Raw genomic sequence first — 26,531 nt, 5'->3', positions numbered from 1 at the left:
AAGATTATGTTTAATCAAATAAAAGACTTAGCCGGAGGAGAATTTTACCTCATCAGCTCATTGCTGTTATTTATGGTGTTTTTTGTAATTGTAGGGATTTACCTCCTGAAACTAAGTAAAAAGCACATCGAAACCATGCGTTCACTTCCTGTTCAGGAAAATCAACCTGCTGTTTATGAAAAAGATTAACCTATTAACTGCTTTACTTTTTTTATCGCTGGGTGTTTTTGCAGCCGATGAAAAAGCTACAACACCAATAGTACATAGTGAACCGGGATTAGGCCTTAGCCAATCGGAGTTACTTATTTTGATTATGTTGCTTTTTGTACTTGTTCTGCTTTTTGTATCGATTACCTTACTTCATGCATTCAGGGTAATGTATAAAGAACAATTAAACCCTACACCATATACCGAACCTGTAAAAGAAATTGTTCAGGATTACGAAAGCTGGTTAAAAGCAAAGAAAACCGGTACTTCTGTATGGGAGAAACTATTGAGCTTAAAGCCAATGGCGCAGGAAAAGGATTTGGAAATTGAACATGCATACGATGGTATTAAGGAACTTAATAATCCTGTGCCCGCCTGGTTTAACGTATTGTTTTACGGGACAATGATTTTTGCCGCAGGTTATCTGTTCTACTATCACATTGGTGGTTATGGCGATTTGCAGGATAAGGAATATGAACATGAAATGATTAAAGCGCAGGAGGAAAAGACTGCCTATCTGGAAAAATCGGCTAATACGATTGATGAAAATACAGTTAAAGCTGATCATACGCCAGCAGTACTTGAAGAAGGTAAAGGTGTTTTTAGCAGTAATTGCGTGGTTTGCCACGGCGATAAGGGGCAGGGGCTTATCGGACCAAACCTTACCGATGATTTCTGGCTTCATGGAGGCGGTATCAATAACGTTTTCAAAACCATTAAATACGGTGTGCCTGAAAAAGGAATGATTAGCTGGGAGAAAAATTTAACACCAAAGCAAATCAGTGCAGTTGCTAATTATATTCTTTCATTACATGGTTCAAATCCGGCCGGTGCAAAAGCGCCTCAAGGTGAAAAATACGATGCCAAGGATGTTCAGGGTACTGAATTGAAAGCTAACAAAGACAGTTTGAACAATAACAATGCTTCAGCAAAATAAAGAAAAAGCCAAAAGCGGGGGCAGGAATTTTATCTATCCCAAAAAGCCATCAGGTAAACTGTATAGTTACCGCAAATGGCTAAGTTACTTCCTGCTTCTTGCTTTATTTTCTTCGCCCTTTCTAAAATTAAATGGCGAACAACTGGTTTTGTTAAATTTCCTGGGACGTAAGTTCGTATTCTTTGGGTTGCTATTTACACCACAGGATTTTTACCTGTTTGCATTGGCAATGCTTATACTTATTGTTTTTATCGTTTGTTTTACGGTGGTTTTGGGCAGGCTTTGGTGCGGTTGGGTCTGCCCGCAAACCATTTTTATGGAAATGGTTTTCCGAAGAATAGAATATTGGATTGAAGGTGATGCAAACAAGCAAAAGAAACTCGATGCCAGTCCATGGAATGCAGAGAAAATAGCTAAGAAAGGAATAAAGCATTTTATTTTTCTACTGATTTCATTTGCAATTGCCAACACTTTTCTGGCTTATCTTATCAGTTCTGATGTCTTAATAAAAATCATAACCGAACCCATCCGCTTTCATGTTTCAGGATTCGTTTCGATATGGGTATTTACTTTGGTCTTTTATATGGTTTTCGCTTATGTAAGAGAAGTTGTATGTACAGTTATCTGTCCTTATGGTCGTTTGCAAGGTGTTTTGCTCGATAATAAAAGCTTAATTGTAGCTTATGATTTTACCAGAGGCGAGCCAAGAGGGAAACTTCAGAAGCAAGATGCTGCACTGAAACAAACCGGCGATTGCGTTGATTGTGGCTTGTGTGTGCAGGTTTGCCCCACTGGCATTGATATCAGAAAGGGGACGCAATTGGAATGTGTAAACTGTACTGCCTGTATAGATTCCTGTAATGAGGTAATGCAAAAAATAGGAAAGTCCTCGAACCTGATTGGTTTTTATAATCAGGAGTTTATTAATGAGGGTAAACCATATAAGATTGGTTTAAAGCCCTATGGTTATGCCGCAGTTCTATTCATCGTTATGCTGGTGTTTTCGTCTCTTATTTATCAACGCGAAGCGGTTCAGACAACAGTGTTACGGGCAAGCGGAACATTATACCAGGCTAGGGGAAATGATAAAACCAGTAACTTGTACAATGCCGAACTCATCAATAAAACAAATAAAACAATCCGATTCAGGCTTAAGCCTGAAAACAATAATGATGAGATCGATTTTGTTCAGCAGTCAACTGTGTTGCCAAAGGAAGGTACTGTACACCTAACTTTCTTTCTGATCAGGAAAAACAATAGGATTAAGTCATATAAAACTGAGGCAACGTTTGAAGTTGTAGCTGATGGTAAAATATTGAGCACAGCCAGAACGAGTTTTTTTGCGCAGCCACAGGCAGATTAAGTGGTTTAATAATTTACAATTAGCGATGAAATTTATGAATTGGGGAACAAAAATAGTATTAGGCATGATAAGTTTCATGTTATTTATTGTTGCAATGGTCATCTATATGTTTCATGTTCACGGTCGGGATGCCCTTGTGGAGGATAATTATTATGAAAAAGGTATCGATTACAATACGGAGTACAATGCAAAGCAAAATGTAATTCATGATGGTGTAAAACCTAAAATTTCCATTACACCAAAACAATTTATTATCCAGTTAAGCGATAGTGCACAATACGAACTCATTTTAATGCGTCCATCGAATAGCAACGACGATTTAAAACTTACCGGAAATACCTCAGGAAGTAGCAACTTAATTCTGATTGATAAAACCAGGTTGGCAAAAGGTGTGTGGTTTCTCGATTTGAAATGGCATTCAGGAGTAAAAGATTATTTATACAAAGATAATATCCGTTTTTGATGGACTTTTTACCGCTTGCATTTCTGATGGGATTATTTGGTAGCCTGCACTGCGCCCTAATGTGCGGCCCGATTATGCTTGGACTTCCACTTAAAAAAGCTAAGCTCCTTCAATCTGCATTTCAGTTATTGCTATATCAGTTTGGGAGAATATCGATATATACGATCCTGGGCATAGCAGTGGGAGGAATGGGAAATAGTATCAGGGTTTTTAGTGATCAAAAGACACTGAGCATCACCATTGGAACAATACTTTTATTATTCACAATCCTGCAGTTTAGCAAAAGTTATCGAAACCGGTATATTGCAATTCAGCTTAAATTGCTAAATCCTTTAAGTAAATTAATGGGGAAATTATTTAACATTCCCCTTTGGGGTTTATTTGCCGGGATGTTGAACGCTTTAATTCCATGCGGCATGGTTTATCTGGCTTTGGCAACCGCCCTTAATACCGGGAGCTTAGAGACAGGTGCTCAGTTTATGTTTCTGTTCGGATTAGGGACCACACCGTTAATGCTGATGATTTCTTTAGGTGGAATTTTTCTGAATAAATACATCAGGTTTAGTAGCCAAAAATTAATTCCCTGGTTCGTTTTTTTTATGGGACTTTTATTAATTCTGCGTTCCGCGGATCTAGGAATCCCGTTTCTATCCCCAAAAACAAACAATTCTTACTCACACTCAGCCGAATGCAGGTAATAGGCATTTGGAAAATGTTTTTGGTTTTAAATGGTTTAAATTCAACTTACTTTTGAGAAAATCTTAACCTGATGAAAAGCTTTAACGACTTTTTTATACTGTTCAACTACTTGAAAGGGTGTTTAATCTATTATTTTAATACGAAATGCAAATAAGGTGTTTTTACGGTATAATTAAAAAGACAAAGGACTATATTTGTGTTATGGAAACGCTCAATAAAATTTCTCAGATGAGTTCATTTTTAAAGAAAGTGCAGCAGCTAAGGGGCTTTGGGGATATGGATTCATATAATCTGGTGAATGAATTTAAGAAATTCACAAATGCATCAGAAAACAACATTAACAGAATGATTGAAGATTTTTCTTCGCCAAGAACCTGGAACGTGGCTAAACGAAATCTGATAGACGATGTTGAAACCGTAATAGGAGATATATATAATTCTTAATCAGGTATCTTTTCTATTGCTCAATAATAGTCTGATTAAATAACATAAAAAAGACCAGTTAATATAGCTGGTCTTTTTCTTTTTGATTATCTTGAAATATTAAACTGCTGTATATCCACCATCAGCGATAATGTAGCTGCCAGTGGTGAAAGATGATTTATCGGAACTTAAAAATGCTACCAGCGATGCAATTTCTTCTACAGTTCCCAATCGGTTCATTGCACTTTTCCCGGCAACGGCTTTCATTGCAGCTTCATTAAGATTGGCCGTTAACAAGGGCGTTTCAATGTAACCCGGGCCAACGGCATTACACCTGATATTTTTCTGAGCGTATTCTACTGCAATATTTTTGGTTAAGCCAACAACAGCATGTTTAGAAGCAGTATAGGCAGGACTATTTGGGGCAGCAACCTGCCCGTGTATAGAAGCAATGTTAATAATCGATCCGCCACCGTTCTTTTCCATTTGCTGTAGTTCGTATTTGCATGCATAGAAAACACCATTAAGGTTTAAGGCTATCACGCGATCCCATTCTTCAGGCTCATAGTCGCCCGTAGGCTTTGCCGGACCACCCATGCCGGCATTGTTGCAGGCAATATCCAACCTTCCATATTGCTTAACTACTTCTTCTATCAGTCTTTGGTTTTCTTCGGCTTTTGATGAATCAGCTTTTACAGCTATTGCATCACCACCCTTACTTTTAATCAGTTTTACGGTTTCATTAGCATGTTCTTCATTGATATCGGCTACTACAACTTTGGCACCTTCGCTTGCATAAGTAATGGCAATGGCTCTTCCAATTCCGGAACCTGCTCCGGAGACAACGGCTACTTTATTTTCTAATGTTGACATAATATATTATTAAAATTATGTCTAACAAACGGATGGAGATGAGGAAATGTTTGTCAGCTAAAAGTTGTTTTAGCAACGCATTGTTTGATAAATTTTAAAGTAATTTCTGATAGCAGAAAAAACGTAGTCCGGGGCGTTTTGCCAAACCGATTTCGCCACTAAATGTATAACCCAGTTTAGGGAAAAGTGCCTGAGTAGCCATGTTTTCACTATTGGTATCCACCCTTAAAATCTTTATGCCTGAGTTGCCTGCAACTATTTCGGCCTGGTTCATCAATGCTTTTGCTATTCCTTTTCCCTGGCAATCAGGATCAACTGCAAGGCGATGGGTAACGATTGCTTTTTCATTAATATCCCATCCCGCATCGGCATATTCTGCATCCTGATCGTTTGTGATGGCCGATATCCCAACAATTTTTTCATCAATTTCGGCAATCCATAACTGGTTTATGGAAATGTCTTTGGCAAATACTTCTGGGTTAGGATAATCATCGCCCCATTGAAAATTTCCGGAAGCCCGCATCAATGGAACAACTTTTTTAACCAGTTGCATTATTTCCGCTATATCTTCAGTAACGGCTAATCTGATATTCATATTTAAGAGTTAGGAGAGAAGTCTGCTACAATTTGTTCAGTTGCAGCAGACTCAATGTATTTAAAATAATTTTTCCTGAGGAGGTTTTACACCAGCTAAACGAAGGTAAACCGTAGCCTGGCCGCGGTGATGTGTCTGGTGCTCAAAATCTTTAGTAAAAACCATGTCTTTTGACATGTCGAAACGGTTCATGAATTTAACATGCTCTTCAAGTTGCTTTGGCGTCATTTTCTTTAATGCAGCAATTACGTAATCATATCCTGCTAAAACCACTTTGGTAACATTTGCCTTAGATTTATCCTGTATTTTTTCCACCTCACCAAATCCATAAGGACTTTTTTCGCCAGTGGCAGTAGCTGTAAAAGCATAATTAGCATCTGTTAAGTGTAGCATTTGCTCAGCAAAAGAGCGCATTTCTGGGGTTGGTTTCAAGGCATATCCTGATTCAGGCATCGCATCAAGGTATTCTTTGGTGTAAGCCTTAGCTCTTTCCCATTCTGCGATTTTAGTTGCAGCACTTTCCTGTGCATTTGCCAAACCCGTTACTGCCACCAGGCATAAAAGGGTTAAAAATAATTTTGCTTTTTTCATTATCTGATTTGTTTTGTGAAACAAATATAAGGCAGAAATCAGCTGTGGAAACGATAATCTAATTAAATTTTTAAAGACGAGTTAGCATCTTTACAACTTTCTGATTAATTTTTCAGGTGCTAAAGCTATGTCGGCTACATCATATTGTAACTGCTGATATGAAGCTGCATTATTAACTTTTTTTTGTGATACAGGATTCCATTTTTTTCCCGTGTTTCGGTAAATATAAATAGTTGCAGGGAAGCTATTCACATTATCGCTTTGCTGTACAAAGGCATAAATGATGAAATTTTTCTCTCCAAATGAATGATTGATTATGCCCTGGGTTAAGGTTTTGGAAATCGAAATTTTTTCGGGAATATTTTTGCCTTTAAACTTAGTGTTCCATAGGACAGGTTTTGTGGGAACGCAAATGATTTTAGCATAAGTTGACTGTTCATCTTTATAAACGAACATTGGTACATTATTAATTGATTTGTTTGCTTTTGCCGATTGCAGATAACCTAACCATGAAGCTTTAATATTTCCGGGATTATCAAATAAGTCTTTTTTAAGAGGATAAACGTTTTCAGACAAATTGTTTCCAATCGATGTCAACAGGCTAAAGCAACTAAAACTTATAGCCAGCAAGAAGTTATTCATTTTGTTAATTTAGGGGATTTAGCTGCAATTTAATAGAAAGCACAGAATATCAGTTGATTATAGTTTTTTATGACATTAAGCTAGAAATTACGTATTATTTATTAGTATTATTGACTTATTAATTTTGCTTTTTAAGTTGTCTTTATGATAGATAATGTGTAGTTTATTTGGATAATAGACAATATAAAAATAAGATTGAAACGATCATTTTTAAGTATAAATACAGATTTTAGCTTTTTCTAGACTGTTATTTTTAACAAGCTGTTAAATGATGCTAAACTTATTGTTTTTAGTTAATTATTGTTTTTTAAACGAATAATGTTATCATTTCTTAAACTTTACATTAGCTAATTATTCTGCGTTAAATTACTGTTATTCTTATTTAAAATTTTTAAAAAAAACACATTTCAGGTAAATTTAAAGGGTGTTTTTACCCTGTTTTTTTGCTGGTAAATCAATGTTTTAATGCTGTTGTACTATTTTGTTAGTACTTTTACGGAAAGAAAATGTTGTTTTTTGTAGCTTATTTATTGGTTATTCTGTATGATATAAAGACATCTAAAGCATGAATAAAATATTTTTTCAGTTTTGGCCAACGTATTTTCATGGAATATATTTTACCTTTGAAACGGAAAACTAATTATTTTTAATTTTTTAAAACCAGTAGGTTTAAAATTTCGTAATTAGTGCTACAAACTAATCAATTTAGCCATCATCCTTATTGTGCTATATCATGTTATCATGTGCTTATGAATAGAGTTTTACCATTCTTGCGTTCCAGAGGGAATATCTTCATCAATTTTAAAAAAATATTTAATACTAGTTTAGTTGCATGTGCTTTGCAGCTAATTGCATTATTGTCATCTAATGCTGTTTATGCTGATGGTAGTAAAGACCTTTACCAAGGTACTCCGGTTGGTCGAAGGGCATTTATGTATAGTAATGACTACACTACCGATGGAACTACAATTAACTCTTGGCCTTTCAAAAACACTAGGTACGCACTATGTTTATGCCGCTACAAATGAGCGAATTGCACTTGCCTTCAGTTCGGCTGGTGTAGGTAGTGCAGCTATAAGAATTACTACGCCTGCTGGGGTAGTTTCGGTAGTAACAACCAATTCTACAACAGGTAAAATAGCGACAAGGGCAAATGAAGTAGCGGGACCAAAGCTTAGCGCAGCTGATGTGGTTGCAGACCGATATACACCGGCTTACGTAACAGCAACTACTTCAGGTATTTATAAGGTTGAGTTTTTGCCTGTAGGTAACCAGTCTGCATCTGGGGTGAATACAACTGAATTGCAATCAACCAATGTGAATTCAAATGTGGATTGGCAAGCGCCAACAACAACTAATAGTACAAGTTTAATCGCAGCATGGGATGTTTCTGTTATCAATACTTTAGGTACTGCTTTTATACCTGGAAGGGTTTATACCAATGTGTTAAACCTTTTTGTAATCAATAATGATTTCAGCTCTGGCTTTTATGGTACAGCCTATGTATTAACAAAAAACGGTAGGGCTTATCGTGTTAAAACAAATGGTATACACGGGGCTGGTTTTACTTTCTTTGCTAATAATAAAGGCGTTGTTGATGCATCAGGAGTACCAACATTTAAAAGTCTTGATGCTTCAGATCGTGCCGCAGTAGTCGCAGCAATTAAAGATCCGACAACGCAGGATATTGCTAGTCCATCAATACAAATTACCCACAAAATATTTTATACTACGCCAGCTAGTGATTTGCCAACAACCGATCAGAATGTTACAATAGGTACAACCGCAACAACCACCTGGCTTAAAAAGACAGCGAGTAGTCCGGTTATATCAAATGTGATGCTTACCGGAAAGGAGGGTACACCAAATAAGGCAGGCCAAAAGGGTGGGACAATATCTTTCAATTCTACAGAAAATGGAACTTACTCAATAACCATTCCTGCACCAACGCCAAGGGTTTTAACGGGTGATGCAAACGCTGGAGCAAACTCAGTTATATGGGACGGAAAAGACGGAAATGGAAATGTATTACCTGCAGGGACTGTTATAAGCAGTATTAGTGTTCGATTATATACAGCCGAAGTTCACTTCCCGTTTATTGATATGGAAATTAATCCAAATGGGATTAATGTTGAACTTACTGAAAATACTACAGCGTATGCGGTTCAATCATCAAGCACCAATCCGTCGGTATATAACAATGTTGTTTACTGGGATGACTCATCAATTTCTGGTGCAGGTACTACACGTAGTTCCAATCCTGTTACCCAAAATAGCGGAGTATCTTCATTAACAAATGGCCATAAATGGGGGGCATATGTAACTGGTAGTGGAAGTGGATCAGGAAATTCGAATACCGGGACTGGTTTGTTTGACTTCGGTAATGAAAAAACACTGGATACTTATGCCTATATTTCTGCTACTCCAGTTACACAACCTGTGAGCATAAATATTGCCGTGGCTGATTTGAAAACAACCAGTATCACCCCGACATTTACAAATCCTGTAGCTATTGGTAACACTGTTACTTATACAGTAGTTGTCGAAAATGTTAATAATTCGAGTACTGGTAGTACAAGTGCAGTTACAGGTGCTGGATTTAAATTTACAGCTCCAGCTGGTTTTACCATTAACTCGGCAACAATTACTTCATCTACAGGAACTGTTAGTCAGCAAAGTGGTGCAACGAATGCCGGAAATGTTTTCAGTTCTAAACTTGATATGAGCAGTGGCTCTACAGCAACCTATACTATTGTAGGAACTGTAGGGACTTCCTTGGCCGGAAGTAATATTGCTGTCGAAGCCAGTATGTTGCGTCCTGCAGATACAACAGATCCGGATGCTACTGATCCATCAACATCCGGAACACCAACCGATCCGCATCAGGAATGTAAGAATGGGACTGCAAATGAAACCTGTAACAACATTGCCTATAATACTGGTGTTTTTGTAAATAACTATGCTAGTGTTACCGCTTCTACACCCAATGCGTCAGAACCTTCAACTAATGGTGCTTTCACCATTAGCATTCAGAATGCAAGTGCTAACGCAACCGTTGTAAGTTACACTGTTACCGGAACAGCAACTGCGGGTACTGATTATACTGCATTAACGGGAACAGCAACGATTCCCGCAGGAAGTACTTCTGTAGTTGTACCTGTAAGTGTTATTGATGATAATCTTGTCGAGCCAACTGAGACAGTAATTATTACCCTTAACTCTGCTACAAACAGTGTCGCCATTACACCAACCACGGCTAATGCTACCGCTACGGTAAATATTGCTGATGATGATATTTCAACCGTAAGTGTTGTTGCAACAACGAATGCAGCTGAACCATCTACAAATGGCTTATTTACTTTCACTCTGTCGAAACCAAGTTCGACACCTACAACGGTGAACTATACGGTTACTGGAACGGCAACAAGTGGAACGGATTATACTGCTATTGGTACATCTATTGTAATTCCTGCAGGTGCTACTACGGCAACTTTAGCTGTCCCTGTAATTGATGATAATCTTGTAGAAGGGAATGAAACAGTAATTTTAACGATGGCTTCTGCCACCAGCAATGCTTCGATTACGGCAAGTACCACACCGGTGACCCTAAATATTGCGGATGATGATACCTCAACAGTAACCGTAGCTGCCACCACAAATGCAGCTGAACCATCAACCAATGGCGTTTTCACATTTACCTTAAGTAAGCCTAGCGCAACAGCAACAACCGTAAACTATACCGTAGGCGGAACTGCTACAAGTGGAACTGATTACACATCAATTGGAACATCTGTAGTTATACCTGCTAATACGACTACTTTTACACTTACTGTTCCGGTAATAAACGATCAGCTTGTGGAAGGAACCGAGACTGTGATTTTAACGATGGCTGCTGCTACAAGCAATTCATTAATAACAGCAAATACATCACCTGTAACTTTAAATATTGCTGATGATGATGTATCGGCAATAACTGTAGCGACCAACAATGCCGCGGAACCGACAACAAACGGATCATTTGTATTTACCCTAAGTAAGGCTAGTGCAACTGCTACAACAGTAACTTACACTATTGGTGGTTCTGCTACGAATGGAACTGACTATTCAACACTTGCAACCACAGTAGTTATACCCGCAAACACCACAACTTTTACCCTTCCGGTTAATGTGATCAACGACCAGATTGTTGAAGGAACAGAAAACATCATTTTAACATTTAATGCAGCAACAGATAATCCTGCCATTACTGTAACGCCGGCAACAGCAACCTTATTAATAGCTGATGATGATGTGGCTACAGTAACCGTTGCCGCAACAACGAATGCTGCAGAACCATCAACAAACGGATTATTTACCTTTACGCTAAGCAAAGTAAGTGCTACTGCTACGACTGTTAATTTTACTGTTAGCGGTACGGCAACAAGCGGTACTGACTATACCCCAATCGGTACATCCATAGTGATCCCGGCAGGTGCAAGTTCTGCAACACTTTCAGTTCCGGTAATAGACGATAATATTGTTGAGGGTACTGAAACGGTAATTCTAACCATGACTGCTGCAACGAGCAACAGTTTAATAACAGCTAATACATCACCAGTTACCTTAAATATTGCTGATAACGATACAGCAACCATTACCGTAGCGGCAACTGCTAATGGAGCTGAACCATCTACAAATGGCCAGTTTACTTTCACCATGAGTAAGCCGAGTTCTACTGCAACGGTAATTACCTATGCTGTAAGTGGAACCGCTACAAGTGGAACGGATTATACTTCAATTGGCACATCAGTAACTATTCCGGCGGGCCAAACTACTGTAACAGTTTCAGTCCCTGTAATTGATGATAATATTGCCGAGGGCACCGAAACGGTTATCTTAACAATGGCCGCTGCTACTAACAATGCTTTAATTACGGCGAGCGCAACGCCGGCAACAGTTAACATTACTGATAATGACACTTCTGTAGCTTCTATTGCGCCAGGTGTAAATGGTAGTGAAAGTGGTCCAACTAATGGAACTTTCATTGTTACCTTAAGCAATCCGACTACAACCGATACGCAGATTACCTATACTTTGGGGGGAACTGCAACTGAAGGGAGTGATTATACGGCCATTGCTACGAAGACGGTGACTATTTTGGCCGGACAGACCAGCGCTACAATTTCTATTCCGGTAAGGACAGATAACATTGTTGAGGGAACAGAAACTGTTATCGCCACTTTAGGGACATCAAATAATGCTTTAGTTTCGGTGAGTAATAGTCCTGCTACAATTAATATAATCGATAATACTACTGCTACAGTTAGTGTTGCTGTAACGACAAACGCCGCAGAACCATCAACTAATGGTGTATTTACTTTTACCTTAAGTAATGTTTCTACAACCAATACAATCGTAACGTATTCGGTAGGAGGTACCGCCACAAGCGGAACAGATTATACTTCAATTGGAACATCAGTTACCATTCCGGCCGGTTCAACTTCGGCTACGGTTACAGTACCGGTTAAAGATGATAACCTGGTTGAAGGAACCGAAACGGTAATTTTAACAATGGCAGCCGCTACCAATAACTCGGCAATTACAGCCAGCACAACACCAGTGACTTTAAATATTGCGGATAACGATACTGCTATAGCAACCATTGCTGCCGGCCAGAACGGAAACGAGAGCGGTCCGATTAACGGAACGTTCATTGTAACCCTGAGCAACCCATCGGCAACTGATACGCAAATTACATTTAGCTTGGGTGGTACTGCAACAGAAGGAAGCGACTACACAACAGTTTCACCGAAAACAATTACTATTCCTGCTGGTCAAACCACTGGAACGATTACCATTCCAGTATTAATGGATGCCATAACCGAAAGTACTGAAACCGTTATTGCTACACTTACAGGAACCAACAATGCTTTAATTTCTGCCAGCTCAACAGCAGCCACAATTAATATCATTGATGCAAATACAGCTAGTGTGAGCATTTCGACAGCAGCCACAGTAAATGAAGGTGCCGGTACAGCAACTTTCACTGTTACACTTGATAATGCAGTGCAAAATGCTTTTACGGTAGATTATACAACTGTAAACGGAACTGCACTTGCGGGTTCTGATTATACAGCAACATCAGGAACACTTACTTTTCCTGCTGGTTCGGCCGCAGGAACTATCAGAACTTTTACAGTTCCGATTATAAATGATAATGTTGCTGAACCAAATGAAACCTTTAGTGCAACCTTAAGCAATATTACGGGTTCAATTGTTATCGCAAACGCAACAGCTACAACAACAATTATCGATAACGATGCGGCTACCGCAACAATTACTGCCGGCGTAACTGGTAATGAAAATGGCCCTGTGTCAGGAACTTTTACGGTTACTCTAAGTAACCCTGCATCGGCAGATACACAATTAACCTATACCTTAGGCGGAACAGCTACTGAGGGTAGTGATTATAGCACGATAACTACAAAAACAATCACAATTCCTGCAGGTCAAACAACCGGAACGATTACTATCCCTGTATTAACCGATGCAATTGTTGAAGGAACAGAGACCGTTATTGCAACATTATCAGCATCCAACAATGCAACTGTAACAGTAAGCAATACGCCTGCAACCATCAATATTTTAGATAATACAACAGCTACCGTAACGGTAGCAGCAACGCAAAATGGTGCCGAACCTGCAACATCAGGTTTGTTTACCTTCACCATGAGCAATGCCTCATCAACCAATACCATAATTAATTTTAATGTAACGGGGACTGCTACAAGCGGAACCGATTACTCTTCTATCGGAACTTCGATAACTATTCCGGCCGGGCAAACCAGTGTAACACTTTCTGTTCCGGTACTCGATGATAATTTTGCGGAGCCAACAGAAACTGTTATTCTAACGATGACAGGTACAAACAATTCGGCAATTACAGCAAGTTCAAGCCCTGCTACTGTTAATATTACAGATAATGATGCCGCCACAGTAGCCATTAACAGTGTTTCCGTAAACGAAGGAGCAGGAAATGCAACTTTCACTGTAACCTTAACTGGAAATGTTCAGAATGCCTTTACTGTAAATTATACTACTGTTAACGGAACGGCTCTTGCCGGAAGTGATTATACCGCAACTACAAGTTCAGTAACTTTCCCGGCAGGATCTTTAAGTGGTGCAACTCAAACATTCAATATTCCAATCATTAATGATAACGTTGCCGAACCTACAGAAACCTTTACTGTAAACCTTACATCGGTAAGTGCAGGTGCTCCGGTAACCATTCCGGCGGCCGGTGCAACAGGTACAGGAACTATTATTGATAATGATGCAGCAAGTGTGGCAATTAACAGTGTTACTGCAGCAGAGAACGTTGGCAATATGGTATTTACGGTAACCTTAACCGGAAATATTCAGAACGCACTGACTCTGAATTATGCTACTTCAGATAACACCGCCTTAGCTGGTTCAGATTATACCAGTAAAACGGGAACCATTACTTTTCCTGCAGGATCGGTAAACGGCGCAACACAAACGATATCGATTGCAATAATCGATGATAACGTAAGAGAACCATCAGAAAACTTTAAGGTAACTTTAAGTGGTGCGACAGCGCCTGTAACCATTTCGCAGGCTGAAGGAATCGGAACGATTACTGACAATGATGTGGCTACTGTTAGTATTTCTGCAACACCAACGAGTGTTAATGAAGGTGCAGGAACAGCTACATTTACAGTTACTTTAACCGGTGCGGTACAAAATGCCTTCACTGTTGATTATGGTACGTTAAATGGCACAGCTACAGATGGAAATGACTTTACAGCCAAAACCGGCACTTTAACTTTTGCGGCAGGTTCGGCTAATGGTGCTACCCAAACTTTTACTATTCCTATTATCAATGATAATGTTGTAGAACCGTCTGAAAATTTCTCCGGAACAATCAGTAATGTAACCGGTGGTTTAGTAACAATTTCCACAGCAACAGCAGTGGTAACCATTATCGATAATGATACTTCAGTTGCCAGTATAGCACCAGGCGTAAACGGTAATGAAAACGGGCCAGTTAACGGAACATTTATCGTTACTTTAAGTAATCCGTCGTCTACAGATACACAAATTACCTATTCATTAGGCGGTACTGCTACCGAAGGAAGCGATTATACTACAATTACGACCAAAACGATTACGATACCTGCCGGACAAACTACGGGTACTATTGTTATTCCTGTTGTAGCAGATGCAATTGTAGAAGGTACGGAAACAATAATTGCTACTTTAACCAGTACAAACAATACTTCAATATCATTTAGTAATACACCAGCTAGTATAAACCTGCTTGATAACACAACAGCAACCGTTACAGTTGCCGGAACAGTTAATGGTGCTGAACCTAACACACCGGGTCAGTTCACATTTACATTGAGTAATGTTTCTACCACAAATACGGTTATTACTTATACCGTTTCCGGAACAGCAACCAGTGGTGTTGATTATACTTCGATTGGTACGAGCATAACCATTCCAGCCGGACAAACTACAGCTACCCTAAGTGTTCCGGTATTGGATGATAATATTTCTGAAGGAACCGAAACGGTGATTTTAACCATGAATGCCGCAACAAGTAACAGTTCGATTACTGCAAGTACTAATCCGGCAACTGTTAATATTGCAGATAACGATACTTCTGTTGCCAGTATTGCACCGGGTGTAAATGGTAATGAAAACGGACCGGTTAACGGAACATTCATCGTAAGCTTAACAAACCCATCGGCAAACCCGACAACTATTACTTATACCTTAAGTGGTACAGCAACTGAAGGATCAGATTATGGTACCATTGGAACCAAATCCGTTACCATTCCAGCTGGCCAAACATCAGCTACAATTATAATTCCGGTGAGCAGTGATAACCTGGTTGAAGGTAATGAAACAGTTATTGCTACTTTGGGAACTTCAAACAATCCACTTGTTAGCGTAAATACCAGCAGTGCAACCATTAATATCATTGATAATAATACTGCTACAGTTAGTATCTCTTCGGGTGCAACTATAAATGAAGGTGACGGAACAGCAATTTTCACCGTTACCCTAAGCGGCGCCGTTCAGAACGCATTTAGTGTGAATTATGCAACCAGTAATGGAACTGCAATTGCAAGCCAGGATTATACGGCAACCAGCGGAACATTAACATTCCCTGCAGGTTCACAAGCAGGAGCCACATTAACATTTGCTGTGCCAATAACGGATGATAATTTAGTTGAGCCTAACGAAACCTTTACGGCTACTTTAAGCAATGTAACAGGTGGATTGGTAACCATTGGAACCGCGTCGGCCACAGTTTCTATTATTGATAATGATACTTCGGTAGCTACACTTGCAGCAGGTGTAAACGGAAATGAAACCGGACCAGTGAACGGAACATTTATTGTAACGTTAAGCAATCCGTCGTCTTCTGATACAGAAATTAGTTTTACGTTAAACGGAACAGCAACTGAAGGTCAAGATTATTCTGTAATATCACCTAAAACTATCATTATTCCTGCGGGTCAAACCACAGGTACCATCGTTATTCCAGTGCTTACTGATGCCATAACGGAAAACACAGAAACCGTTATTGCCAGAATAAACACCTCGAGTAATCCGCATGTTACTATAAACAATACGGCAGCAACCATCAACATTTTTGATGCTAATTCTGCCAGTGTAAGTATTTCAACACAAACAACTATTAGTGAAGGAACAGGTACAACAACTTTTATCGTTACACTAAACAATGCTGTTCAGGATGCTTTTGATGTTAACTATACAACCGTTGATGGAACAGCAACTGCGGGCAACGATTATGTAGCTGCCAGTGGAACGCTGAGTTTCCCTGCTAATTCAGCCGCGGGAACCACAAGATCGTTTACAGTTACCATTATAGATGATTTAATTGCAGAGCCTGCTGAAACATTTTCGGCAACATTAAGTAATATTACTGGAGGAGTTGTTCTTATCGGAAATGCAACGGCAACGACAACCATTACCGATAATGATGCATCAGTAGCAACCATTGCTCCAGGTGTAAATGGTAGTGAAAACGGTCCTGTGAATGGTACATTTACAGTAACACTAAGCAAAGCTTCGTCAGTTGATACGCAAATTACCTATGCTTTATCAGGTACAGCGACCGAGGGAAGTGATTACAGTACCATAATAACAAAAACCATTACTATTCCGGCGGGACAGACCACCGGAACCATTACCATTCCTGTACTGACTGATAATATTGTTGAAGGTAATGAAACTGTTATCGCCACAATAACAGCATCTGGTAATTCTTTGGTAACCATTAGCAATACACCGGCTACGATTAACATTACCGATAATACAACGGCTACGGTAACTGTTGCAGCGACAAGAATGGCTGCAGAGCCAAATACTTCAGGACAGTTTACCTTTACCTTGAGTAATGTGTCATCAACAGATACACAAATTACCTATGGGGTAAGCGGAACGGCAACCAGCGGACTTGATTACACATCAATCGGTACTACAGTTACCATCCCTGCCGGACAAACCACAGCAACAGTAACGGTACCGGTAATTGATGATAACATCGCCGAGCCAACAGAAACTGTAATTTTAACGATGTTGGCTTCAACCAGCAATCCATCTATTACAGCAAGTACTACTGCTGCTACAGTTAACATCACCGATAACGATACTTCAGTAGCCAGCATTGCTGCCGGAAATCAAGGTGATGAGAATGGTCCTGTTAACGGAACGTTCACAGTAACTTTATCAAATCCTTCATCAGTAGATACACAAATTAGCTATACTTTAGGTGGAACAGCTACTGAGGGTAGTGATTATACAGCTATCACCACCAAAATAATAACTATTCCAGCCGGACAAACCACTGGAACAATAGTTATTCCGGTGAAAACGGATGCGATTGTTGAACCTACTGAAACGGTTATTGCTACATTATCTGCATCAAATAATCCATTGGTTACATTTAGTACCACACCGGCAAGTATTAACATTTTAGATAATACGACATCGGTTGTAAGCGTAACGGCCACTGCCAATGGTGCAGAACCAAATACACCGGGCCAGTTCACCTTTACGCTGAGCAATGTTTCGACAACACCAACCGTTGTTAATTTTACGGTAAGCGGAACGGCAACAAGTGGTGCTGATTATACTTCGATTGGTACAAGCATAACTATTCCGGCAAATCAGTTAAGCATTACTTTACCAGTAACCGTTATAGATGATGATCTTGCCGAAGGTACCGAAACTGTAATTGTTACTTTATCACCTTCGACAAATAACCTGGCTATTGCAGCGAATACAAGTCCTGCAACGGTAAACATTACCGATAACGATACCTCGGTTGCAACGATTGCGAAAGGGGTAGACGGAAGTGAAAATGGACCTGTGAACGGAACGTTTATTGTTACCTTAAGTAATGCATCTTCAGCCGATACACAATTAAGCTTTACTTTAGGTGGTACAGCAACTGAAGGCACCGATTATACCTCAATTGTCACCAAAACGGTTACCATTCCGGCAGGACAGAAAACTGCGACGATAACGATTCCGGTATTAACGGATGTAATAGTTGAAGGTGCAGAAACTGTTATTGCAACTTTATCGGCCTCTAACAATCCTTTAGTTACAGTAAGCACTACACCGGCAACATTATCAATTGCTGATAATACAACAGCTACAGTAACCGTAGCGGCAACTGCAAATGGGGCAGAGCCTAACACGCCTGGCCAGTTTACTTTCACCATGAGCAATGTATCAACAACGCCAACTGTTATTACATATGCAGTAAGTGGAACAGCTACCAGCGGAGTTGATTATACCTCAATTGGCACTTCGATAACTATTCCGGCAGGACAAAAAACAATTACATTAGCTGTTCCTGTGCTGAATGATAATATTGTTGAGCCTACAGAAACCGTTATTTTAACTATGGTTGCTGCAACTAATAATTCTGCAATCACTGCAAGCACAAGCCCTGCAACAGTAAATATTACTGATAATGATACTGCTGTTGCAACGATAACCGCAGGGATAGATGGAAATGAAAACGGCCCTGTAGCTGGTACATTCACAGTTACTTTAAGTAATCCATCATCAACTGCTACGCAGATTACCTATACGTTGGGTGGCACTGCAACAGAGGGTAGCGATTACTCAACCATTACGACAAAAACAATAACCATTCCGGCAGGACAAACCACGGGAACAATAACTATCCCTGTATTGGCTGATAATGTTGTTGAAGGTACCGAAACGGTTATTGCAACATTAACAGGCACCAATAATGGTAGCATAACTGTAAATAATTCGCCTGCGTCAATTAATATCATCGATAACAATACTGCAACTGTAAGTTTAAGTGCAACACCAACAGTTAACGAAAGTGCAGGTTCAGTAACGTTTACTTTAACTTTAAGTGCGGCAGTTCAAACTCCGTTTACTGTTGATTATGCTACTGCCAATGGTACGGCCACAGCAGGTTTAGATTATACAGCGAAAACAGGAACATTAACTTTCCCTGCAAATTCACCAGCAGGAGCAACATTAACATTTACTGTTCCAATTATTGATGATAATCTGGTAGAACCTTCTGAAACTTTTTCTGCTACCTTGAGTAATGTTCAGGGCGCATTAGTTACAATCGGAACGGCAACTGCTACGGTAACAATTACCGATAATGATACTTCTGTGGCGAGTATTGCTGCAGGTTCAAACGGTAATGAAACAGGTCCGGCCGACGGAACATTTATTGTAACCTTGACAAAACCGTCATCAACTGATACACAGATAACCTATACGTTGGGCGGCACTGCAACTGAAGGAAGTGATTACACCGCAATTACCAATAAAACAGTAACTATTCCGGCAGGACAAACATCAGCAACCATAAATATTCCTGTTCTTGCTGATGCAATAGCGGAAAGCACAGAAACGGTAATCGCTACATTAACCGGAACCAATAATCCATCGGTGACGGTAAATACAGCTCCGGCTAGTATTAACATTATTGATGCAAACACGGCCAATGTTAGTATTTCGATTAGCGCACCAAGTGTGAGTGAAGGTATTGGTTCGGTAACACTTTCAGTATATTTAAATGTTGCTGTACAAAATAGTTTCACTGTTGATTATGCGACAGCGAACGGCACTGCAATTGCAGGGTTAGACTACACCGCAACAAGCGGGACATTAACCTTCCCGGCAAATTCTCCGGCAGGTACAACATTAACAGTAACTATTCCTATTCTTGAAGATTTACTAGTTGAGCCTTCTGAAACATTTACTGTTGGTTTAAGTAATGTAACAGGGGCAGATGTTGCAATTGGAACGAGTCCGGCCACAGTGACCATTGTGGATAACGATACAGCTATTGCTACGGTTACGGCAGGTAATAACGCCAATGAAAGTGGGATGGTTAATGGTGTGTTCAATATTACCTTAAGCAATCCATCATCAACACCAACAACTTTAACCTTTTCACTAAGCGGAACAGCTACCGAAAGTTCTGATTACGGTACTGTAAATAAAACCGTTATTATCCCTGCCGGTGCAACAACGGCAAGTATCATCATTCCTGTAATGTCTGATGCTTTGGCTGAAGGTACAGAAACGGTTATTGCAACGCTAACCGGCTCGGATAATCCTGCGATTTCTGTAAGTTCTTCACCTGCAACCATCAATATTCTTGATGAAGATTTTGCAACTGTAAGCATCTCTTCAAATCCAACGGTTAATGAAAGCGCAGGAACGGCAACCTTTACCGTAACTCTAAATCATGCTGTTCAAAATGGCTTTAGTGTTGATTATGCAACCGCAAACGGAACGGCAACAGCTGGTTTGGATTATACTGCTACAAGCGGAACATTAACATTCCCTGCTAATGCTCCGGCGGGAACAACTTTAACATTTACTGTAGCAATTAATGATGATAACCTGGTTGAACCAAATGAAACGCTAACTGCTGCATTAAGTAATGTTACAGGTGGTGTGGTTACTATTGGAACTTCGCCAGCTACGTTAACCATTGTTGATAATGATATGGCAGTTGCTACAATACTTGCCGCAAATGATGGAAATGAAGATGGTCCTGTTAATGGAAACTTTACTGTTAAGATAAGTAATCCTTCATCAACAGATACACACCTGATATTTACCCTGGCCGGAACTGCAACGGAAGGAAGTGATTATACAACGATAAGTAAAACAGTAACCATTCCTGCAGGCGCAACATCCGCAACAGTAACCATTCCGGTTCTTAATGATGATATTGTTGAAGGAACAGAAACGGTTGTGGCTACTTTGGTAAGCAGTGATAATCCTGCGATTTCCGTAAATAACACACCGGCAAGCATTAATATTCTCGACGATAATTCAGTATCGGTAACCATTTCAGTATCGACTGTAAGCGTAGATGAAGCTGCCGGAACCGCCACGTTCAGGGTAACTTTGAGCGGCGCAGTTCAAAATGGATTTAGTGTAGATTACACAACAACAGATGGAACCGCAACGGCTGGTTTAGATTATATCAAAACAAGCGGAACACTAAACTTCCCTGCGGGTTCTGCTGCAGGATCAAGTTTAACCTTTACTGTTCCGATTATTGATGATAACCTTGCTGAACCAACTGAAACTTTTAATGCCATAATCACGAATGTATCTGGCGGTTTAGTTAAAATTGGCAACGGTACTGCAACGTTATCAATTATTGATAATGATGCTTCGGTAGCTACGCTTAGCGCTGGCATTCAGGGTAATGAAAATGGGCCGGTTGCCGGAACATTTACGGTAACCTTGAGCCATCCGTCATCTACCGATACACAATTAACTTATAGCTTAAGCGGAACAGCAACAGAAGGAAGTGATTATAGTATTATTACAACTAAAACCATTACCATTCCGGCTGGTGCCACAACAGGAACAATTACTATTCCGGTACTAGCTGATAATATTGTTGAAGGTAACGAAACCGTTGTGGCAACCTTAACGGGTTCAAACAATTTAACTGTTTCTGCTGATGCTACACCGGCAACTATAAACATTCTGGATAATACCAATTCAATTGTTACAGTAGCAGCTACCGCTGATGGTGCTGAACCATCTACACCAGGACAGTTTACATTTACTTTAAGTAACGTTGCAACAACTGATGTTCAGGTAACTTATACAGTAACAGGAACCGCAACCAGTGGTGTAGATTATACTGCGCTTCCAACTACGATAACTATACCTGCAGGGCAAAAAACGGTTACTTTAGCTGTACCTGTACTTAATGACAACGTTATTGAAGGTACGGAAACAGTAATTGTTACGATGAATCCTGCAACAAACAATACGGCTGTTACAGCAAGTACAACTGCTGCAACAGTTAACATTACCGATAGTGGTTCATCAATAGCAACCATAGCTGCTGTTAATGATGGGGCAGAAGCAGGTTCTGTACCAGGAACATTCCGTGTGAGTATTAGTACCCCTGCATCAACAGATACAGAACTTACTTATGTATTAAGTGGAACGGCTACTGAAGGTGCAGATTACAGTCCAATCATAGTGAAAAAGGTTACTATACCAGCAGGTTCAACATCAGTTACATTTAATATTCCGGTAATACCTGATGCGGTTGTTGAAGGAACTGAAACTGTAATTGCACAGCTGGTATCTGCTAATAATGCATTAATTACCGTAAGTAATGTTTCAGCAACAATTAATATCAACGACAACAATACAGCAACAGTAAGCATTTCTGGTCCGGCAACCGTGAATGAAAACGCCGGAAGCGTTACTTATTCGGTAACTTTAAGTACTGCGGTTCAAAATGCATTTACAGTTGACTATAATACCGCTGATGGTACTGCTCTGGCCGGATTAGATTATACTGCCAAATCAGGAACATTAACATTCCCTGCAAGCGCTGCGGCAGGAACAGTGTTAACTTTCACAGTACCTATACTTGATGATAATATTGTTGAATCAGCTGAAACCTTTACGGCCACAATTAGCAATGTAACAGGCGGGTTGGTTACTATTGGCACAGCCAGTGTAACAACAAGCATTACAGATAACGATACATCATTTGCAACAATTGCAGCAGGTATCGATGGTAAGGAAAACGGACCTGTTAACGGAACATTTATTATTACCTTAACTAATCCATCATCAACTGATACGCAACTTACATTTACTTTAACAGGAACAGCTACAGAAGGTACTGACTACACTACAGTTACAAAAACAGTAACTATTCCGGCAGGACAAACTTCAGCTACAATTAATATTCCTGTATTAACAGATGCAATTGTTGAAGGAAATGAAACGGTAATAGCAACATTAACAGCTTCAAATAATACCGGTGTTACTTTTGGAACTACACCGGCAACAATTAACATTATTGATAATACTGTGGCAACAGTTACTGTAACGGCTACAGCCGATGGTGCAGAACCTTCTACACCAGGCGAATTTACCTTCACGCTAAGTAATGCATCTACAACAGCCACGGTAATTAACTTTACAGTTTCAGGTACGGCAACTTCAGGAAGTGATTACACTACTTTGGGAACAACAGTTACCATTCCAGCCGGACAAACCGTAGTGAAGATTCCGGTTAATGTACTTGATGATAATTTAGCAGAAGGAACAGAAACAGTAGTACTTACAATGAATGCGATGACAAGTAACGGGTTAATTACTGCTAGCACAATCCCTGCTGTTGTGAATATTACTGATAATCGCCCTCCTGTTGCAAGTGCGCCTGCAATTACAACTGCAGAAGATACTGCAGTAAGCGGGGCTATTACTGCAACCGATCCGGATGGAAATCCATTGACTTACACTCTGGGAAATGCTCCGGGACATGGAACTGTAGTTTTAAATACTAATGGTACCTATACTTACACACCAGCTGCAAATTACAATGGCAGCGATTCATTTACAGTTACTGTAAGTGATGGAAAAGGTGGTGTAGCAACAGTAACAATTAATGTAACCATAACACCGGTGAATGATATACCTGTTGTAAGTGCCCCGGCAATAACTACTGCGGAAGATACTCCGGTTAACGGAACAATCACAGCAACAGACGTTGATGGTGATACGCTAACCGCAATCGTTTCAACACCGCCATTACATGGTACAGTTGTATTAAATCCTGATTTTACATACACTTATACACCAGCTGCAGATTACAACGGAACCGATGTGTTTACCGTAACTGTGAGCGATGGAAAAGGCGGTACGGCATCAGTAACAATTAACGTTACGGTGACACCAGTTAACGATGCACCTGTAGCAAGTTCGCCAGCGATAACCACAGCAGAAGATACACCTGTTAATGGTACAATTACAGCAAGCGATGCAGATGGTGATCCGTTAACTTATACCTTAAGTAATCCACCGTTACATGGTACAGTAGTTGTAAATTTAAATGGTACATATACTTACACACCAGCCGCAAATTATAACGGAACAGATGTATTTAGTGTTACGATAAGTGATGGAAACGGCGGTAACGTTACAATCAATATTAATGTAACCGTAACAGCTGTAAACGATGCACCAACCGCAAGTTCACCAGCAATAACAACAGTTGAAGATACACCTGTTAACGGAACGGTTTCGGCTAGTGATGTTGATGGTGATACGCTAACCTTTACTGTAAGCACAGCACCAGCACATGGAACTGTTATAGTAAATGCTGATGGTACATACACATACACACCAGCGGCCAATTACAACGGAGCAGACGTATTCATCATAACCGTAAGCGATGGTAAAGGTGGAACAGTTGCCGTAACCATTAATGTAACCATAACGCCTGTAAATGATGCGCCAACAGCAAGTGCACCGGCAATTACAACACCTCAGGGTACGCCAGTAAACGGCGCTGTTGTTGCCAATGATGTTGACGGCGATCCTTTAACCTTTACCGTATCAACTCAACCAGCACATGGTACTGTTACCTTGAATGCTAATGGCACTTATACCTTCACGCCAACACCAGGGTATGTGGGTACCGATTCGTTTGCAATTACGGTTAGCGATGGCCAGGGAGGTACTGTTACGGTTACTATTCCGGTTACGATAACCATAATCAGCGCACCTTCTTATACCTTTACAAAAGTGGTCAATGGAACTGTTCCGGTTACGGCAGGAGCGCCATTAAATTATAACCTGATTATTACCAATACCGGAAATGTTCCGTTAAGTAACATTGTAGTAACTGATGCTAATGCAACGGTAACAGGATCACCTGTTGCAAGCTTGGCACCGGGAGCAACGATTACCTTAACCGCGACCCATATCTTAACACAAACCGATATTAATACCGGAAGCGTAACTAATCAGGCTTCGGCGAGAGCAAGCGATCCTCAGGGTAATAATCTGACAAAATTATCTGATGATCCGAATACACCTGCAGCCAATGATGCAACGATAACGCCAATTGGTGCAAATGGTGCAATTACGCTGGTTAAAACAGGTACGTTAAGTACGGACCGTAATAGCATTACCTACAATTTCACTGTTAAAAATACTGGTAATGTAACACTAAGGATTATCACCTTAACCGATACGAAATTAGGCTTAAGCAGAATAATTCCGGGTATTATGGCTCCAGGCGATATTTTAACAGATAGCTATCAGTATGTATTAACGCAAGCCGATAAAGATGCAGGAAGTGTTACCAATACAGCGAATGTTACCGGTCAGACACCGGCAAATGTTTCAGTTTCCGATATCTCTGGAACTGCTGAGAACAATAACACGCCTACGGTAACTTCAACGGGTTCTGCAGGAGCGATTAGTTTAGTTAAAACAGCAGTGTTCAGTGGTAATCAGATTACTTACACGTTTACCATTAAAAATACGGGTTCAATTACCTTGAATACGATTACGCTAACTGATGCGAAACTGAATATCGCTAATAAGTCTGTTCCGGTAAGTGGTGGTCTGGCTTCAGGTGCTTCGGTAACCACAACTGAAGTTTACACCTTAACACAGGCAGATAAAGATTTAGGCTCGGCAACAAATACAGCAACTGTAAATGCGAAAACCATTACAGGTAGTGATGTAAGTGATATTTCTGGTACTGCTGAGAATAACAACACGGCAACAGTAACAACCTATCCAAAATCTCCGGTAGCTGTTGATGATGTGGCACAGACACCGGCAAATTCTCCAGTCGTTATCAGAGTACTCGATAATGATAACTCTGGTAATTCATCATTTAATACCTTAACGGTTGAAATCATCACACAGCCTAAAAATGGTACAGTAAGAGTGAATGCCGATGGTACAGTAACCTTTACACCGATACCAGGTTTTACTGGTCAGGATTCATTTACCTACAGGGTTAGGGATGCCTACGGTTATTACACGAACGTTGCTTCTGTAGTGTTAACAGCAAACCTTTACGGTTTAACTATACCTAATTTATTTACACCTAACGGTGATGGAACAAATGATACTTTCGAAATCAGAGGGCTAAATCAATATCCTGTAAATACCTTACAGATTGTTAACAGATGGGGTAATGAAGTGTTCCATGCTAATGGATACCAGAACAACTGGACGGGAGAGGGCTTAAATGAAGGAACATATTATTATCTGCTCCGCATTACAAATCCTCAAACTAAACAGGTTGAGGTATTGAAAGGGTACATAACATTAATAAGAGCATTTAAAAAATAATTAAGAGGCTAGAAACCGGATGTTGCTATCC

General features: G+C 40.0%; 11 protein-coding genes. 7 read left to right on the top strand and 4 right to left on the bottom strand.

Translation table 11 applies throughout. The features are described from left to right. The first annotated feature begins 6 nt into the window (after window positions 1-6). The 6 genes from R2R71_RS02435 to R2R71_RS02410 all read left to right on the top strand — a co-directional run bounded on the left by R2R71_RS02435 (window position 7) and on the right by R2R71_RS02410 (window position 4,113). Complete coding sequence (locus R2R71_RS02435; RefSeq protein WP_316829651.1) at window positions 7-189, top strand: hypothetical protein; 183 nt, start codon at window positions 7-9, stop codon at window positions 187-189. After that, window positions 176-1,144 (top strand): cbb3-type cytochrome c oxidase N-terminal domain-containing protein, encoded by a 969-nt coding sequence (locus R2R71_RS02430; protein WP_316829650.1) that lies wholly within the window; start codon window positions 176-178, stop codon window positions 1,142-1,144. Before R2R71_RS02435 ends, R2R71_RS02430 begins: the two co-directional genes overlap by 14 nt. Beyond that, complete coding sequence (gene ccoG / locus R2R71_RS02425) at window positions 1,128-2,507, top strand: cytochrome c oxidase accessory protein CcoG (RefSeq protein WP_316829649.1); 1,380 nt, start codon at window positions 1,128-1,130, stop codon at window positions 2,505-2,507. Before R2R71_RS02430 ends, ccoG begins: the two co-directional genes overlap by 17 nt. A gap of 25 nt (window positions 2,508-2,532) precedes the next feature. Next, a complete protein-coding gene (locus R2R71_RS02420; protein WP_316829648.1) occupies window positions 2,533-2,970 on the top strand; it encodes a FixH family protein in 438 nt (145 codons plus the stop codon). Beyond that, window positions 2,970-3,668, top strand: a complete 699-nt coding sequence (locus R2R71_RS02415) for a sulfite exporter TauE/SafE family protein (RefSeq protein ID WP_316829647.1) — start codon at window positions 2,970-2,972, stop codon at window positions 3,666-3,668. Before R2R71_RS02420 ends, R2R71_RS02415 begins: the two co-directional genes overlap by 1 nt. Before the next feature lie 202 nt (window positions 3,669-3,870). After that, a complete protein-coding gene (locus R2R71_RS02410) occupies window positions 3,871-4,113 on the top strand; it encodes a hypothetical protein (RefSeq protein ID WP_316829646.1) in 243 nt (80 codons plus the stop codon). 99 nt (window positions 4,114-4,212) lie between these two features. On the opposite strand, the gene R2R71_RS02405 is transcribed toward R2R71_RS02410, so the two are convergent. From R2R71_RS02405 to R2R71_RS02390, 4 genes are all read right to left on the bottom strand, one after another. Beyond that, window positions 4,213-4,965, bottom strand: coding sequence for a glucose 1-dehydrogenase (locus R2R71_RS02405; RefSeq protein WP_316829645.1), 753 nt, complete (start codon window positions 4,963-4,965; stop codon window positions 4,213-4,215). A 94-nt stretch (window positions 4,966-5,059) separates the two neighbouring features. After that, entirely contained in the window at window positions 5,060-5,560 is a 501-nt protein-coding gene (locus R2R71_RS02400) for a GNAT family N-acetyltransferase (protein ID WP_316829644.1), read from the bottom strand. Window positions 5,561-5,620: 60 nt separating this feature from the next. Next, on the bottom strand, window positions 5,621-6,151 hold the full coding sequence (locus R2R71_RS02395) for a DinB family protein (protein ID WP_316829643.1): 531 nt from the start codon (window positions 6,149-6,151) through the stop codon (window positions 5,621-5,623). 90 nt (window positions 6,152-6,241) lie between these two features. Further along, a complete protein-coding gene (locus R2R71_RS02390; protein ID WP_316829642.1) occupies window positions 6,242-6,793 on the bottom strand; it encodes a hypothetical protein in 552 nt (183 codons plus the stop codon). A gap of 957 nt (window positions 6,794-7,750) precedes the next feature. Here R2R71_RS02390 and R2R71_RS02385 point away from each other — a divergent pair. Beyond that, a complete protein-coding gene (locus R2R71_RS02385; RefSeq protein ID WP_316829641.1) occupies window positions 7,751-26,500 on the top strand; it encodes a Calx-beta domain-containing protein in 18,750 nt (6,249 codons plus the stop codon). Window positions 26,501-26,531: the final 31 nt, after the last annotated feature.

The sequence above is a fragment of the Pedobacter aquatilis genome, from assembly GCF_032678405.1.
Taxonomy (GTDB): Bacteria; Bacteroidota; Bacteroidia; order Sphingobacteriales; family Sphingobacteriaceae; genus Pedobacter; species Pedobacter aquatilis_A.
This window is presented reverse-complemented; position numbering and strand designations above follow the sequence as displayed.

What these genes read in the sequence shown, in the direction of transcription:
- R2R71_RS02415 (WP_316829647.1), top strand. Translation starts at nt 2,970, where the DNA reads ATGGACTTTTTACCGCTTGCATTTCTGATGGGATTATTTGGTAGCCTG.
- R2R71_RS02400 (WP_316829644.1), bottom strand. Translation starts at nt 5,560, where the DNA reads ATGAATATCAGATTAGCCGTTACTGAAGATATAGCGGAAATAATGCAA.
- R2R71_RS02385 (WP_316829641.1), top strand. Translation starts at nt 7,751, where the DNA reads ATGGAACTACAATTAACTCTTGGCCTTTCAAAAACACTAGGTACGCAC.
- R2R71_RS02390 (WP_316829642.1), bottom strand. Translation starts at nt 6,793, where the DNA reads ATGAATAACTTCTTGCTGGCTATAAGTTTTAGTTGCTTTAGCCTGTTG.
- R2R71_RS02420 (WP_316829648.1), top strand. Translation starts at nt 2,533, where the DNA reads ATGAAATTTATGAATTGGGGAACAAAAATAGTATTAGGCATGATAAGT.
- R2R71_RS02430 (WP_316829650.1), top strand. Translation starts at nt 176, where the DNA reads ATGAAAAAGATTAACCTATTAACTGCTTTACTTTTTTTATCGCTGGGT.
- R2R71_RS02435 (WP_316829651.1), top strand. Translation starts at nt 7, where the DNA reads ATGTTTAATCAAATAAAAGACTTAGCCGGAGGAGAATTTTACCTCATC.
- R2R71_RS02410 (WP_316829646.1), top strand. Translation starts at nt 3,871, where the DNA reads ATGGAAACGCTCAATAAAATTTCTCAGATGAGTTCATTTTTAAAGAAA.
- ccoG (WP_316829649.1), top strand. Translation starts at nt 1,128, where the DNA reads ATGCTTCAGCAAAATAAAGAAAAAGCCAAAAGCGGGGGCAGGAATTTT.
- R2R71_RS02395 (WP_316829643.1), bottom strand. Translation starts at nt 6,151, where the DNA reads ATGAAAAAAGCAAAATTATTTTTAACCCTTTTATGCCTGGTGGCAGTA.
- R2R71_RS02405 (WP_316829645.1), bottom strand. Translation starts at nt 4,965, where the DNA reads ATGTCAACATTAGAAAATAAAGTAGCCGTTGTCTCCGGAGCAGGTTCC.